The 15,534-nt window shown below is 71.9% G+C and carries 10 protein-coding genes; 6 read left to right on the top strand and 4 right to left on the bottom strand.

The window, feature by feature from the left end; all coding sequences use genetic code 11:
• Window positions 1-36 precede the first annotated feature (36 nt).
• The 3 genes from J2X49_RS02930 (at window position 37) to J2X49_RS02920 (ending at window position 3,078) form a co-directional block, all read left to right on the top strand.
• A complete protein-coding gene (locus tag J2X49_RS02930; protein WP_310122334.1) occupies window positions 37-489 on the top strand; it encodes a hypothetical protein in 453 nt (150 codons plus the stop codon).
• Complete coding sequence (mgrA, locus tag J2X49_RS02925) at window positions 486-1,529, top strand: L-glyceraldehyde 3-phosphate reductase (RefSeq protein ID WP_128188746.1); 1,044 nt, start codon at window positions 486-488, stop codon at window positions 1,527-1,529. Before J2X49_RS02930 ends, mgrA begins: the two co-directional genes overlap by 4 nt.
• Window positions 1,530-1,599: 70 nt before the next feature.
• Complete coding sequence (locus J2X49_RS02920) at window positions 1,600-3,078, top strand: MFS transporter (RefSeq protein ID WP_310122332.1); 1,479 nt, start codon at window positions 1,600-1,602, stop codon at window positions 3,076-3,078.
• Here J2X49_RS02920 and J2X49_RS02915 read toward each other — a convergent pair.
• From J2X49_RS02915 to J2X49_RS02900, 4 genes are all read right to left on the bottom strand, one after another.
• The gene (locus J2X49_RS02915; RefSeq protein ID WP_310122329.1) at window positions 3,027-3,881 is read right to left on the bottom strand and encodes a fused MFS/spermidine synthase; all 855 of its coding nucleotides are present in this window, start codon (window positions 3,879-3,881) and stop codon (window positions 3,027-3,029) included. The genes J2X49_RS02920 and J2X49_RS02915 overlap by 52 nt on opposite strands.
• A 16-nt stretch (window positions 3,882-3,897) precedes the next feature.
• The gene (locus J2X49_RS02910) at window positions 3,898-4,356 is read right to left on the bottom strand and encodes a SprT-like domain-containing protein (protein WP_128188743.1); all 459 of its coding nucleotides are present in this window, start codon (window positions 4,354-4,356) and stop codon (window positions 3,898-3,900) included.
• A gap of 93 nt (window positions 4,357-4,449) precedes the next feature.
• Window positions 4,450-5,022, bottom strand: coding sequence for a hypothetical protein (locus tag J2X49_RS02905; RefSeq protein WP_128188742.1), 573 nt, complete (start codon window positions 5,020-5,022; stop codon window positions 4,450-4,452).
• 209 nt (window positions 5,023-5,231) lie between these two features.
• Complete coding sequence (locus tag J2X49_RS02900; protein ID WP_310122321.1) at window positions 5,232-6,071, bottom strand: fused MFS/spermidine synthase; 840 nt, start codon at window positions 6,069-6,071, stop codon at window positions 5,232-5,234.
• Between the two features lie 254 nt (window positions 6,072-6,325).
• Between J2X49_RS02900 and rpoB the strand changes: the two genes are divergently transcribed.
• From rpoB to J2X49_RS02885, 3 genes are all read left to right on the top strand, one after another.
• Entirely contained in the window at window positions 6,326-9,796 is a 3,471-nt protein-coding gene (gene rpoB / locus J2X49_RS02895) for a DNA-directed RNA polymerase subunit beta (protein WP_128188740.1), read from the top strand.
• 43 nt (window positions 9,797-9,839) lie between these two features.
• On the top strand, window positions 9,840-13,724 hold the full coding sequence (gene rpoC / locus J2X49_RS02890) for a DNA-directed RNA polymerase subunit beta' (RefSeq protein WP_146355723.1): 3,885 nt from the start codon (window positions 9,840-9,842) through the stop codon (window positions 13,722-13,724).
• 157 nt (window positions 13,725-13,881) lie between these two features.
• Window positions 13,882-15,408: a hypothetical protein gene (locus J2X49_RS02885; protein ID WP_310122315.1), complete on the top strand. Its 1,527-nt coding sequence runs from the start codon at window positions 13,882-13,884 to the stop codon at window positions 15,406-15,408.
• Window positions 15,409-15,534 lie beyond the last annotated feature (126 nt).

Here is a 15,534-nt window from a genome sequence, read left to right as displayed (position 1 = left end):
ACGGATGCGTCCAGTCGCGATCCGTAGGCTTGCAGGATGAGCGCTGACTACCAGGTGACCCTCGAGTGGGGCGCCGCCGGCGTGCGCGCGGCGTCCGCCGACGTGATCGTCATCGCCGACGCCGACCGCGGCGACGAGACGCGCGAGCTGCTCGCGCTCGCCCCGCGCACGTCGCTCGTGCTCGACGCGACGCTCGCCAACGCATCCGACATCGCCCGCGCCGCGCTCGACGAGCAGGTGCGCCTCGGCGACCGCGCCTCGATCGCGATCGTGGCGGCAGGGGAGCGGTGGGCCGACGGCAGCCTGCGGCCGAACGCCGCCGACCTGCTCGTCGCCGGCCGCGTCGTCGACGCGCTCGCCGAGCTCGGCATCGACTTCCACAGCCCGGCGTGCGCCGCGGCCTGCGCCGCGGCGGTCGCGCTGCGGGGCGCCACGAACACCCTCGTCGCCGCCGACGCGGCGGCCCACCAGAAGGCAGGAGCACGATGAGCTGGCAGGCAGACCCCGCACGCTACGACCGCATGCAGTACCGACGCGCCGGCAGCTCCGGCCTCAAGCTGCCGCTGCTCACGCTCGGCATGTGGCACAACTTCGGCGACGACGTGCCCCTCGAGCGGCAGCGCGAGCTGTTGACCACCGCGTTCGACCGCGGCATCACCCACTTCGACCTCGCCAACAACTACGGCCCGCCCTTCGGCGCCTCGGAGCTCAACTTCGGCCGGGTCATGGCGAGCGACCTCGCGGCGCACCGCGACGAGATCCTCGTCACGACGAAGGCCGGCTGGGACATGTGGCCGGGCCCGTACGGCATCGGCGGCAGCCGCAAGTACCTCATCTCGAGCCTCGACCAGTCGCTCGCGCGCATGGGCCTCGACTACGTCGACATCTTCTACCACCACCGGCCCGACCCCGAGACGCCGCTCGAGGAGACGATGGCGGCGCTCGACCACATCGTGCGCACCGGTCGTGCCCTGTACGTCGGCGTCTCGAGCTACAGCGCCGACGAGACCCGCCGCGCGCACGAGATCCTCGCGTCGCTCGGCACGCCGCTGACGATCCACCAGCCGTCGTACTCGATGCTCAACCGCTGGATCGAGCGCGACGGCCTCCTCGACGCGGCCGGCGAGCTCGGCATCGGCGTGATCGGCTTCACCGCGCTCGCGCAGGGGCTGCTGACCGGCAAGTACCTCGACGGGGTGCCCGCCGACTCGCGCGCCGGCCGCGGCGCGGCCCGCAAGCCGCTCGACACCGACGTCTCGCCCGAGGCGATCGAGCGCATCCGCGGCCTCGGGCGCATCGCCGAGCAGCGCGGGCAGACGCTCGCGCAGCTGGCGCTGTCGTGGGCGCTGCGCGACGAGCGCGTCACGTCGCTCACCATCGGCGCCTCGCGCGTCGAGCAGCTCGAGCAGAACCTCGGCGCGCTCGACAGCCTCTCGTTCGGCGACGACGAGCTCGCGGCGATCGACGAGCTCGCGCGCGACGAGCCGGGCGTCGACCTGTGGGCGGAGGCGCGCGACTCGCGCGGCTGACCCTCCCGGCACGCGCGGCGCCCGAGATCGACGGGTGCCGCGCGTGGGCGGTCGGGGCTAGCGTCGTCGCATGACCTCGAGCGAGGTGCGCACGGCGGGCGAGCGCACGTTCCTGCACGTGCTCGTCAACACGGCGATGGCCAACGTCACGACGAGCTTCCTGTGGTTCGCGCTCACCTTCTGGGTCTACCTCGAGACGCGCTCCGTGCTCGCCACCGGCATCATCGGCGGCGCCTACATGCTGTTCGTCGCGGTCGGCAGCATGCTCTTCGGCTCGATCGTCGACCACCACCGCAAGCTGCGGGTGATGCTGCTCTCCGGCACGCTCACGCTCGGGGCCTTCGCGCTCGCCGGAGCGATGTACCTGCTGCTGCCCGAGTCGGCGCTGCTCGACCTCGCGGCTCCGTGGTTCTGGCTGTTCACCGCGGTCATCCTCGGCGGCGCGGTCGTCGAGCACATGCGCAACATCGCCCTGTCGACCATGGTCACGATGCTCGTGCCCGACGCGCGGCACGCGAACGCGAACGGCATGGTCGGCACGGTGCAGGGCATCGCGTTCATCATCACGAGCGTCTTCTCCGGGATCGCGATCGGGCAGCTCGGCATGGGCTGGACCATCGCGATCGCCGTCGCCCTCACGGCCGCGAGCCTCGCCCACCTGCTGACGCTGCGCGTGCCGGAGGACGTCGTCGCGCTCGACGCCGACGACACGGTGCGCGGCATCGACCTGCGCGGCTCGGTGCGCGCGGTGCTCGCGATCGGCGGCCTGTTCGCGCTCATCGTGTTCTCGACCTTCAACAACCTCATCGGCGGCGTCTACATGGCGCTCATGGACCCGTACGGGCTCGAGCTGTTCAGCGTCGAGGTGTGGGGCATCGTCGTGGGCGTCTCGGCCACCGGCTTCATCATCGGCGGCATGGTGATCGCGAGGCTCGGGCTCGGCAGGCGCCCGATCCGCACGCTGCTGATCGTCGTCATGATCATGGGCGCCCTCGGGGCGCTCTTCACCATCCGCGACTGGTGGTGGCTGTACGCCCTCGGCATCTGGGCGTACATGTGCCTCATCCCGGCCGCCGAGGCCGCCGAGCAGACCATCATCCAGCGCGTCGTGCCGCTCTCGCGGCAGGGCCGGGTCTTCGGCTTCGCGATGGCGTTCGAGGCGGCGGCCGCGCCGGTCACCGCGTTCCTCATCGCCCCGATCGCCGAGTTCTGGATCATCCCGTGGGCGCGCTCCGACAGCGGCGCCGCCGCGCTCGAGCCGGTGCTCGGCACGGGCGAGGCGCGGGGCATCGCGCTCGTGTTCCTCATCGCGGGAGCGGTCATGGTCGTCGCGTCGGCGCTCGCCTTCCTCACCCGCTCGTACCGCGTCATCAGCGCCTCCTACGAGGCGGCCGCGCCGCCCGAGGCGGTCGAGGGCGCGGATGCGGCGGCCGGGCCGGCCGGGGCGGTCGCGCCCGGCGCGGTGCGGGCGGGGGATGCGTCGGCACCGCCCGCAGCTCAGGCGTCCGGCGCGGTGAGCGACGGCGGCAGCGCGGCGGAGCCCAGGTAGGCCGACCGCACCGGGGCGGGGGAGTCGACCGCGGTGGCGTCGCGCGCCGGCACCGGTGAGGCCTCGTCGACGAAGCGCCGCAGCCGATCCCAGCCGAGCACGGCGGCCGGCGGCGGCCCGGTGCGCACCCGCTCGCGCACGGCGTCGAGCGGCAGCGGCGCATCGCTCGCGAGCAGCACCGCGTTGCTGTGGCGGGCGCCGGCGAGCGTCGAGCCGGTGGTGACGAGCGCGACGTGGGCGAAGACGGCCCGCAGCGTCGCGAGCTGACCGCGGAGGAACCGCAGCGGCGGGCCGTCGGCCGAGTTCACCACGAGCGCGCCGCCGGGCTCGAGCGCCGCCCGGGCCGCCGCGAAGCACTCGAGCGTCGTGAAGGGCGCCGGCACCCGCCCCGCACCGAAGACGTCGATGGTCACGAGCGCGACCGGCGCGGCGACGCGCTCGAGCACGGCGCGCCCGTCACCGACGACGACGTCGATGCCCGCCGGCAGCGGCGCCGCCTCGGCGACGAGCGCGACGATCGCGGGCTCGAGCTCGACCACCGTCTGCCGCAGGTGCGGCAGCGCCTCCTGCAGCGCCCGCGGCAGCGCTGCCGCGCCGCCGCCGAGGTGGAGCGCCGTGCCGCCGCCGGAGGCGGCCAGCGACTCGGCTGCGGCCGCGAGCATCCACCGGTGCGAGGCGTGCCGGGGCGGCGATCCTGCGGGGCCGAGGTGCGACTGCTCGATGCCGTCGATCACCAGCACGAGTCCGTGCGCGTCGGCGACCAGTCGGGCCTCGAGCCCGTTCGAGAGCGTGCGCGCGGTCATCGCTCGCGCCCGCGGCTCACGCGGCCTGCTCGCGGCGGCGCCAGCGCACCTCGACCACGCGGCGCGCCGATCGCGTGCACGGCGTGCACGCGTAGCGGCCCCTGGGGGCCCGGAAGCGCACGTGCTCGTGGCCGCCGGGACACGAGCCCACCCAGCCGGCGCGCTCCGCGGCGATCTCGCCCTGGTGCGTGCGCCCGCCGACGTAGCCGAGCTCGCGCGCGGTGCGCTCCCAGCGCGGCCCGTGGCCCGCGCCCGGCCCGACCATCGCGTGGGCGACCTCGTGCAGGAGCGTCTGATGCACCTCGTCGTCGTCCCAGCGCGCGGCGAGGTGCCGCGAGACCGTGATGCGCCGGTGCGTGTAGTCCGTGAGGCCCGCGCGCTTCGCGGCGCGGTCGAAGGCGAAGCTCCAGCTGTCGTCGAGGTGCAGCCGGATGAGGGCCTCCGCCCAGATCCGCACCCGATCGAGATCAGCCATCCGCTCCTCCTCCAGCCCCGCGCCCGGCTGCGAGCATGCCAGCCGGCGCCCACGCCGCGCCAAGCGGCCGCGGACGCCTGTGGACGGTGGGCGTCAGCGCCCGCCCCAGATGGGGTGCGAGGCGCGCGGCACGTCCTGGTCGGCCCGCAGCGCCTCGGTCTGGGCGCGGTCGGTCGCGACGAGCAGCGCGACCTCGGCGGCCTCGAGCTGCTCGGCCGGCAGCTGCGCCTCGCGGCACAGCTCGACCGCGACGGTGAAGTCGACGAGCGACTCGTGCCACTGCTCGAGCGCGAAGTGCACGGTGCCGCGCTGCTGCAGCGCGTGCGCCCAGAGCTCGACCCAGTCGTTCGAGCGCGACTCGGCGATGATCGCCGTGCACTCGCGCAGCGCCGTGCGCAGGTCGCCGCGCGTCTGCACGACGGAGGCGCGCAGCAGCCGCGCCTCGGCGACCCGGTCGCGCGAGCCCGACGCTCGCGCGAGGGTCACCGCCTCGCTCGCCGCCGCGAGCGCCTCGTCGAGCCGGCCGATGCTCTCGAGCAGCCAGGCGCGCTCCGACACCGCGGCGAGCGATCGCTCGCGGCCGAGCTGGCGCAGCCTGCGGGCCGCGGCCCCGACGTCGACGGCGTTCCGCAGCGCGGTCTGGTCGTAGCCGATCGACTCGCTCATGCGGTCATCGTCCCGCACCGGGGCGGCTTTCCCCGGGAGCCCGCCCCGCGAGCCGCGGAGCGCCCGGCACAACGCAAGCCCGCCGTCGACGATCAGCGGCCGCTGGAGCCACCGCTCGCCGAGGCGCGCTGAGCCGGCGCGCCGGGCTTGCGTTGTGCGCCGGGGCCGCGCGGCCTGCGCCCGGGAAGGGACGGATGCGGCGGGTCGCGTCAGCCGAAGACGCCGCGGCCGGGCGCGGGGCTCGGCGTCGCGTCGGCGTCCCGCGCCGGCAGCGCGCCCCCGAGGAAGCGGCGCAGCTCGGCGCCCGAGACGACCTTGCCCGGCAGCGGGTCGCGCCGCAGGGCGCGGCCGATCGCGTCGAGGTCGGGCAGCGCCGCGCCCGCGACCGCCACGACGTTGCCGAACCTGCGGCCCTTGAGCATGCCGGGATCGGCGAGGGCGGCGACCTCGCCGTGCACCTCGTGCAGCGCAGCGAGCTGACGCTTGGCGAACGCGAGCGTGCGGTCGTCGGCGATGTTCACGACCACGACGCCGTCGGGCGCGAGCAGGTCGCGCACGAGCGCGTGAAACTCGACCGTGGTGACGTGCGCCGGCGTCTGCGAGCCCGAGAAGACATCCACCACCACGAGGTCGGCGCTGCCGCGCAGCCCTGCCGGCAGCCGGCCGAGCTGCTCGCGGGCATCGCCGTAGCGCACGCGCACGCTCGCGCCGCGGGGGAGCGGCGCGACCTCGCGCACGAGCTCGACGAGCAGCGGCTCGAGCTCGATCACCTGCTGGCGGGAGCCCGGGCGCGTGGCGTCGATGTAGCGGGGGAGCGTCAGCGCGCCGGCGCCGAGGTGCACCGCGGTGACCGGGCCGGGCGGCAGCGCGTCGATGACGTGCCCGATCTGCTGCACGTACTCGTAGACGAGCAGCTCCGGCCGCTCGGGGTCGACGTGCGACTGCGGCGTGCCGTCGACGACGAGCTGCCAGCCGCCCGCGCCGGCGAAGCGCATCTCGGCGTGCAGGCCGCTCGAGAGCCGGCGACTGGGGGTCTCCACAGGCACCATTGTCCGCCCTCTCGGCGATCCGGGTCGCGCGCTAGCATCGTCGGACGCAGGGGCGAGAGCCGACACGCCGACCCGGCTGGACATCCGGGCATCCGCGGCGTATCGTAGCCATTTGCGCTCACAGACATCCCCTCTGCCTTCATATTGCGGTCGGCCTGCGCCCGAACAGGGCGCTTCAGGGTGTTGACGAGTCTCTCACCGACGACACGATCCCGGGAAGACCCGCAACCCTTCCCGGCCCGGAGGTATCTGCCTTGGCTGAACTGAGCCCCAAGACCGGTCGGAACGCAAGCCGACTGAGCTTCGCGCGAATCTCGGACACCCTGACCGTCCCCGACCTGCTGGCACTGCAGACCGAGAGCTTCGAATGGCTCATCGGCGACGCTGCCTGGAAGGCCCGCCTCGACCTGGCGAACGCCGAGGGTCGCGACGACGTCCCCGCGCACTCGGGCCTCGAGGAGATCTTCGAGGAGATCTCGCCCATCGAGGACCTGAGCGAGAAGATGCAGCTCTCCTTCTCGGAGCCGGTGCTCGACGTGCCCAAGTACACGATCGACGAGTGCAAGGAGCGCGGCAAGACGTACGCCGCGCCGCTGTACGTCTCGGCCGAGTTCATGAACCACGAGACGGGCGAGATCAAGTCGCAGACCGTCTTCATGGGCGACTTCCCGCTCATGACCGAGAAGGGCACGTTCATCGTGAACGGCACGGAGCGCGTCGTCGTCTCGCAGCTCGTGCGCAGCCCCGGCGTCTACTTCGAGCGCACCCCGGAGAAGAACTCCGACAAGGACATCTACTCGGCGCGCGTCATCCCCAGCCGCGGCGCCTGGCTCGAGTTCGAGATCGACAAGCGCGATGCCGTCGGCGTGCGCATCGACCGCAAGCGCAAGCAGTCGGTCACCGTCTTCCTGAAGGCGCTCGGCATGACCGCCGAGGACATCGCGCAGGAGTTCGCCGGCTACGAGTCGATCCTCGCGACGCTCGAGAAGGACGCGCCCATGTCGAAGGAGGACGCCCTCCGCGACATCTACCGCAAGCTGCGTCCGGGCGAGCAGGTCGCCGCCGAGGCCGCCCGTGCGCTGCTCGACAACTTCTACTTCAACCCGAAGCGCTACGACCTCGCGAAGGTGGGTCGCTACAAGATCAACCGCAAGCTCGGCATCGACGCGCCCATGAGCGACTCGGTGCTCTCGGTCGAGGACATCGTCGCGACGATCAAGTACCTCGTCGCGCTGCACGCCGAGGAGACCACGCTGCCGGGCGTCCGCAAGGGCGAGGCCGTCGACATCCGCCTCGACGTCGACGACATCGACCACTTCGGCAACCGTCGCATCCGCGCCGTCGGCGAGCTCATCCAGAACCAGGTCCGCACGGGCCTGGCCCGCATGGAGCGCGTCGTCCGCGAGCGCATGTCCACGCAGGACATCGAGGCGATCACCCCGCAGACCCTGATCAACGTGCGTCCCGTGAGCGCCGCGATCAAGGAGTTCTTCGGCACCTCGCAGCTGTCGCAGTTCATGGATCAGAACAACCCGCTCGCGGGCCTGACCCACAAGCGCCGCCTCTCGGCCCTCGGCCCCGGCGGCCTGAGCCGCGAGCGCGCCGGCGTCGAGGTGCGCGACGTGCACCCCTCGCACTACGGCCGCATGTGCCCGATCGAGACGCCGGAAGGCCCGAACATCGGCCTCATCGGCTCGCTCGCGACCTTCGCGCGCATCAACTCGTTCGGCTTCATCGAGACGCCGTACCGCCGCGTCGAGAACGGCATCGTCGGCGAGCAGATCGACTACCTGACCGCGTCGGAGGAGGACGAGTTCGTCGTCGCCCACGCGAACAACCGCCTCAACTCGAAGCAGCAGTTCGTCGAGGACCGCGTCGTCGCCCGTCGCAAGGGCGAGGAGGTCGAGCTCGTCGTCCCGACCGAGGTCGACTACATGGACGTCTCGCCGCGCCAGATGGTGTCGGTCGCGACGAGCCTCATCCCGTTCCTCGAGCACGACGACGCGAACCGCGCCCTCATGGGTGCGAACATGCAGCGCCAGGCCGTGCCGCTCGTGCGCTCCGAGGCGCCGTTCGTCGGCACCGGCATGGAGGGCTTCGCCGCGATCGACTCCGGCGACGTCATCACCGCCGACAAGGCGGGCGTCGTCGCCGAGGTCTCGGCCGACATGGTCTCGATCCAGCTCGACGAGGGCGGCACGCAGCAGTACTTCCTGCGCAAGTTCGACCGCTCCAACCAGGGCACGTCGTACAACCACCGCGTCATCGTCTCGGCGGGCGACCGCATCGAGGCCGGCGAGGTCATCGCCGACGGCCCCGCGACCGACCAGGGCGAGCTCGCCCTCGGCCGCAACCTGCTCGTGGCGTTCATGCCGTGGGAGGGCCACAACTACGAGGACGCGATCATCCTCAGCCAGAACCTCGTGAAGGACGACGTGCTCTCGTCGATCCACATCGAGGAGTACGAGGTGGATGCGCGCGACACGAAGCTCGGCAAGGAGGAGATCACCCGCGACCTCCCCAACGTCGGCCCCGACCTGCTCGCCGACCTCGACGAGCGCGGCATCATCCGCATCGGCGCCGAGGTCGTGCCGGGCGACATCCTGGTCGGCAAGGTGACGCCGAAGGGCGAGACCGAGCTGTCGGCCGAGGAGCGCCTGCTCCGCGCGATCTTCAACGAGAAGAGCCGCGAGGTGCGCGACACGTCGCTCAAGGTGCCCCACGGCGAGCAGGGCACGGTCATCGCCGTCAAGCAGTTCCGCGCTGAGGACGGCGACGACGAGCTGGGCTCGGGCGTGCACGAGAAGGTCGTGGTCTACATCGCGCAGAAGCGCAAGATCACCGAGGGCGACAAGCTCGCCGGCCGTCACGGCAACAAGGGCGTCATCGCGAAGATCCTGCCCGAGGAGGACATGCCGTTCCTCGCCGACGGCACGCCGGTCGACATCGTGCTGAACCCGCTCGGCATCCCGAAGCGCATGAACTTCGGCCAGGTGCTCGAGACGCACCTCGGCTGGATCGCGAAGACGGGCTGGAAGGTCGACGGCACGCCGGAGTGGGCAGAGGGTCTCGACCCCCGCACGCTCGAGGCGCCCGCCGACACGAAGGTGGCCACGCCGGTGTTCGACGGCGCGACCGAGGAGACCATCATCGGCCTGCTCGACGCGACGCTCCCGACGCGCGACGGCCTCCGCCTCATCGACGGCTCGGGCAAGGCCAACCTGCTCGACGGCCGCTCGGGCGAGCCGTTCCCGTACCCGATCTCGGTCGGCTACATGTACATCCTCAAGCTGCACCACCTGGTCGACGACAAGATCCACGCGCGCTCGACCGGGCCGTACTCGATGATCACGCAGCAGCCCCTGGGCGGCAAGGCGCAGTTCGGCGGCCAGCGGTTCGGCGAGATGGAGGTCTGGGCGCTCGAGGCGTACGGCGCGGCCTACACGCTGCAGGAGCTCCTCACCATCAAGTCGGACGACATCGTCGGCCGCGTGAAGGTGTACGAGGCGATCGTCAAGGGCGAGAACATCCAGGAGCCCGGCATCCCCGAGTCCTTCAAGGTGCTCATGAAGGAGATGCAGTCGCTCTGCCTGAACGTCGAGGTGCTGAACGCAGCCGGCGACGTCGTCACGCTGCGCGATGACGAGGACGAGGCCCTCCGCACGGCCGAGGAGCTCGGCATCAACATCTCCCGGCCGGAGATGTCGTCGATCGACGACATCTGATCCAGCAGCCGCAGACAGAACTTCGAAACAAGAGGGAAATGCATTGATCGACGCAACCACGTTCGATGAGCTGCGGATCGGCCTGGCAACGGCCGACGACATCCGGGGCTGGTCCTATGGCGAAGTGAAGAAGCCGGAGACCATCAACTACCGCACGCTGAAGCCGGAGAAGGACGGCCTGTTCGGCGAGCAGATCTTCGGCCCGAGCCGCGACTGGGAGTGCGCGTGCGGCAAGTACAAGCGCGTGCGCTTCAAGGGCATCGTCTGCGAGCGCTGCGGTGTCGAGGTCACGAAGTCGTCGGTGCGCCGCGAGCGCATGGGCCACATCGAGCTCGCCGCCCCCGTCACGCACATCTGGTACTTCAAGGGCGTGCCCAGCCGTCTTGGCTACCTGCTCGACATGGCGCCGAAGGACCTCGAGAAGGTCATCTACTTCGCCGCGTACATGATCATCCGGGTCGACACGGAGGCTCGTCACGAGCGCCTGCCGCAGCTCGAGCAGGAGCTGCGCCTCAAGGTCGCCGAGATCGAGAAGCGCCGTGACGCCGACATCGCCGAGCGCCTCTCGCAGCTGGAGGCCGACGTCGCCCAGCTCGAGGAGGAGGGCGCCAAGGCCGACCAGAAGCGCAAGGTCAAGGACGCCGGCGAGCGCGAGATGGCGCAGCTGCGCAAGATCGCCGACGACCAGATCGCCCACATGGAGCGGGTCTTCGACGACTTCCGCACCCTGAAGGTCGGCGACCTGAAGGCGGAGGACGCGGCGTACCACGACCTCACCGACCTGTACGGCGAGTTCTTCGAGGGCCACATGGGCGCCGAGGCGATCAAGCTGCGCCTGCTCGCCTTCGACCTGGCCGCCGAGGCCGAGGACCTGCACACGCAGATCGCCGAGGGCAAGGGCCAGCGCAAGATCCGCGCGATCAAGCGCCTCAAGGTCGTCAACTCGTTCCTGCAGACGGGCAACAGCCCGGCCGCGATGGTGCTCGACGTCGTCCCGGTGATCCCGCCGGAGCTGCGCCCGATGGTGCAGCTCGACGGTGGCCGCTTCGCGACGAGCGACCTGAACGACCTGTACCGCCGCGTCATCAACCGCAACAACCGACTCCGCCGCCTGCTCGACCTCGGTGCCCCCGAGATCATCGTGAACAACGAGAAGCGCATGCTGCAGGAGGCGGTCGACGCCCTGTTCGACAACGGCCGCCGCGGCCGTCCCGTCACGGGCACCGGCAACCGCGCGCTGAAGTCGCTCTCCGACATGCTGAAGGGCAAGCAGGGCCGGTTCCGCCAGAACCTGCTCGGCAAGCGCGTCGACTACTCGGGCCGCTCGGTCATCGTGGTCGGCCCGCAGCTGCAGCTGCACCAGTGCGGCCTGCCCAAGCAGATGGCGCTCGAGCTGTTCAAGCCGTTCGTCATCAAGCGCCTGATCGACCTGGGCCACTCCCAGAACATCAAGCACGCCAAGCGCATGGTCGAGCGGTCGAAGCCGCAGGTGTGGGACGTGCTCGAGGAGATCATCCGCGAGCGCCCCGTGCTGCTGAACCGCGCGCCCACGCTGCACCGCCTCGGCATCCAGGCCTTCGAGCCGCTGCTCGTCGAGGGCAAGGCCATCCAGCTGCACCCGCTCGTCTGCTCGGCGTTCAACGCCGACTTCGACGGCGACCAGATGGCCGTGCACCTGCCGCTGTCGGTCGAGGCCCAGGCCGAGGCCCGCGTGCTGATGCTCGCGTCGAACAACATCCTGAAGCCGTCCGACGGCCGCCCGGTGACGCTCCCGACCCACGAGATCGTCTCCGGCCTGCACCACCTCACCACGGTGAAGGCGGATGCGGTGGGCACGGGCCGCGCGTTCTCCTCGGTCGCCGAGGCGATCATGGCCATGGACCAGGGCTCCCTGGACCTCGGTGCCGTGGTGCGCATCCGCCTGTCGGGCCTGGTCTTCCGCGACCAGGACCGCCCGGAGGGCTTCGTCGACGGTGAGCCGTTCCTGCACGAGACGACGCTCGGCCGCGCGCTCTTCAACGAGCTGCTGCCGGACGACTTCCCGTTCGTCTCCGAGGTCGCGGCGAAGCCGGTCATCTCGCTCATCGTGAACGCGCTCGCCGAGCGCTACCCGAAGACCGTGGTGGCGGCGACGCTCGACAAGATCAAGGACGCGGGCTTCTACTGGGCCACGCGCTCGGGCATCTCGGTCGCGCTCTCGGACGTCATCACCCCCGCGCGCAAGGGCGAGATCGTCGCCGCCGCGGAAGAGGTGGCGCGCAAGGTGCAGGACAAGTTCGAGAAGGGCCTCATCACCGACGCCGAGCGTCGCGGTGACCTGACCGAGCTCTGGACGAAGGCCACCAACGAGGTGCAGAAGGCGACGCAGGACGCGTTCGACGAGGGCAACTCGATCTACCGCATGGTGACCGCCGGCGCGAACGGCAACTGGATCCAGGTGCGCAACATCACCGGCATGCGAGGCCTGGTGACGAACCCGAAGGGCGAGGTCATCCCGCGTCCGATCATCTCCTCGTACCGCGAGGGGCTGACGGTGGCGGAGTACTTCATCGCCACGCACGGCGCGCGCAAGGGCTCGGCCGACACCGCGCTCCGCACCGCCGACTCGGGCTACCTGACGCGTCGACTCGTCGACGTCTCGCAGGACGTCATCATCCGCGAGGACGACTGCGGCACGGAGCGCGGCCTCGACACCCCGATCGCCGAGCTGGTCGACGGCCAGCTGGTGCTGCACGAGAACGTGGAGTCCGCGGTCTACGCCCGCAACGTCGCCACGGACGTCGTCGCGGCCGACGGCACGGTGCTCGCCACGGCGGGCTCCGACATCGGCGACCTCGAGATCCGCGCGTTCATCGCCGCGGGCGTCGAGCAGGTCAAGGTGCGCTCGGTGCTCACGTGCGAGTCGGCGGTCGGCGTCTGCGCCCACTGCTACGGCCGCTCGCTGGCCACCGGCAAGCTCGTCGACATCGGCGAGGCGGTCGGCATCATCGCCGCCCAGTCGATCGGCGAGCCCGGCACGCAGCTCACCATGCGCACGTTCCACACGGGCGGCTCGGTCGGCGCGAGCGACATCACGCAGGGTCTGCCCCGCGTGACGGAGCTCTTCGAGGCCCGCACCCCGAAGAACTCCTCGCCGATCGCCGAGGCGGCCGGCCGGGTGCGCATCGAGGAGGACGAGAAGTCGAAGCGCGTCGTGCTCACGCCCGACAACGGCGACGAGGAGCTCGTCTACCAGGTGCTGCGCCGCGCGACGCTGGAGGTCGGCGACGGCGACCACGTCGAGCAGGGCCAGCAGCTGCAGGTGGGCTCGGTCGACCCGAAGGAGGTGCTGCGCGTGCGCGGCGTCCGCGAGGTGCAGAAGCACCTGGTCTCGGGCGTCCAGGACGTGTACCGCTCGCAGGGCGTGCCGATCCACGACAAGCACATCGAGGTCATCGTGCGGCAGATGCTGCGCAAGGTGACGGTCGTCGACCACGGCGAGACCGACCTGCTCCCGGGTGAGCTCGTCGACCGCTCGCGGTACAACGAGCTGAACCGCGCGGCGCTCACCGAGGGCAAGAAGACGGCCTCGGCCCGCCAGGAGGTCATGGGCATCACGAAGGCGTCGCTCGCGACGGAGTCGTGGCTGTCGGCCGCCTCCTTCCAGGAGACGACCAAGGTGCTGACCGAGGCGGCTCTGGCCGGCAAGCGCGACCCGCTGCTCGGCCTCAAGGAGAACGTCATCATCGGCAAGCTCATCCCCGCGGGCACCGGCCTGGCGCGCTACCGCGACGTCTCGGTCGAGGCCACGGAGGAGGCGAAGGCGGAGCGCTACCCGAACCGCCTGTTCGCCGACGCCGGCGGCGTGGACGAGTCCGACCTGTCCTACCTCGACTTCGACGCCTTCACCGGCGGCGAGCTCGGCGAGGAGCCCGGGCAGTACGTCTAGCCCGCAGTCGACGAAGGGGCCGCACCCGCGAGGGTGCGGCCCCTTCGTCGTGCCGAGGGCAAAACGGATGCGCGCGGTGCGGCGCGGGGGACGCCCGGCGCGCCGTGCCTACAATCGGCCGACGGCGCGGCACCGAGCCGCCTCAGGAGGTTTCACCATGAGCGACGAGCAGCCCACCTCGTGGCGCGATCGGTTCTTCGGCAGCGCATCGGCCAAGGAGCCCACCACCGGCGACACCGGCGCTGAGGCCGTCGAGCCCTCGACGAGCGAGCGCCAGGTGCACCACCACTCGGCCGACGACGCGCCCGACGACGCGGAGGTCGCGGCCACCTCGGTCTCCGAGCACGACGAGCACCAGCCGCTCGTGGAGCACGAGCCGGGCACCGACACCGCGCCGCTCGACACCGCGGTCGCCGACGACCGGGGCGACAGCCCCATCGAGCCGACCGTGATCGCGCCCTCCACGCTGCGCGGCCCGTCGCACTCGGCCGCCGCGCCCGACGACATGGCCCGCACCGACGCCCACGAGGCGCACGGCGACGCGGCGGCCAGCTCGCTCGAGCAGCAGCCCGAGCTCGCCCCGCACGAGCCCGAGGGCCCCCGCGACGCGGCGGCCGACGGCGACGACGCCTCGCGCGACGCGGGCGACGGCCCGCCTCCGCTCGTCGAGCCGCGCCGCCCCTCCTTCGGCCTGCGCCGCCACACCGCCGGCACGGACGCCGGCGCGGCCGGTGACGTCGGCGGCGACGGCACGCCCGACGGCGACCCCGCGCCCGACGCCGATCGCGGCCACGCCGGCGCGCTCGCCGCGGGCGGCGTCGCCGCCGCCGGAGCCGCAGGTGCCGCCGCCGCCTCCCGCGACGGCCGCTCCGACCGCGACTTCGTCGAGCCGGAGCCGACGCAGGCGATGGACGCCCAGCACCACGACGACCAGGCCACCCGTGCGATCGACACGCACGACGCCGACGGCGACACCCGCGTGCTCGAGCAGCAGCCGGGCGCCGACGAGCGCACGCAGCGCTTCGGCATCGTGCGCGACGAGGTGCCCGCATCGGCGATCGCGGTCGACGAGGAGACGGCGCGCGCGGCCTCGGGCGGCACGCCCATCGTGCTCGTCGAGGAGCCCGTGCCGCCGCGCCGGAAGGGCGCCCGCGGGGTCGGCTTCGCGGTCGCGCTCCTCGCAACGGCGATCTTCGCGCTCGTGTTCGCCGCCGCGTTCTTCGCGGTCGGCTACCTCTTCGACCGCGGCTTCGACGCCGCCGAGACGCTCGAGACCGTGTGGCTGCGGCCGTCGTTCCTCCTGCCGGTCATCGTCTTCTTCCTCGCCTACTGGCTGGTCACGCTCGTGGTGAACCGCGCGGGCTGGTGGGCGCACGTGCTGGGCGCCTTCCTCGTCGCGCTCCTCGTCTACGCCGCGCACATCGGCGGCGCCTACATGGAGGCGGAGGGCGGCTGGGAGAGCTACACGGCGCTCCCGGGCATCGACGCGGAGGAGCTGGGCCAGCTGATCCTGGCGCCCCTGTCGGTGCTCGCGTTCGTCATCGCGCGCGAGGTGCCGGTGTGGGTCGGCGGGATCGTCTCCCGCCGCGGCCGCCGCGCCCGCGAGTGGAACCGCCAGGCGATGGACGACTTCAACGCCGAGAACGCCGAGCGCCTCGCGGCGTACGAGCGCGCTCGGGCTTGAGCGCGCGACACACCGCCCAGACTCGAGGCTCCCTCATCTGACACAATGGCCGCGGTCACGCTGTGCAAGCGTGCCCTCAGGTTTCGGTCAGCGTTTCTCATAGGTGGGGGAGCCGGTCTTGCTCCG

The organism is Agrococcus sp. BE272, assembly GCF_031457935.1.
In the GTDB taxonomy this organism is placed as follows: Bacteria; Actinomycetota; Actinomycetes; order Actinomycetales; family Microbacteriaceae; genus Agrococcus; species Agrococcus sediminis.
Note: the sequence above shows the minus strand (reverse complement) of the source record. Positions and strands in the feature narration are given on the sequence as shown.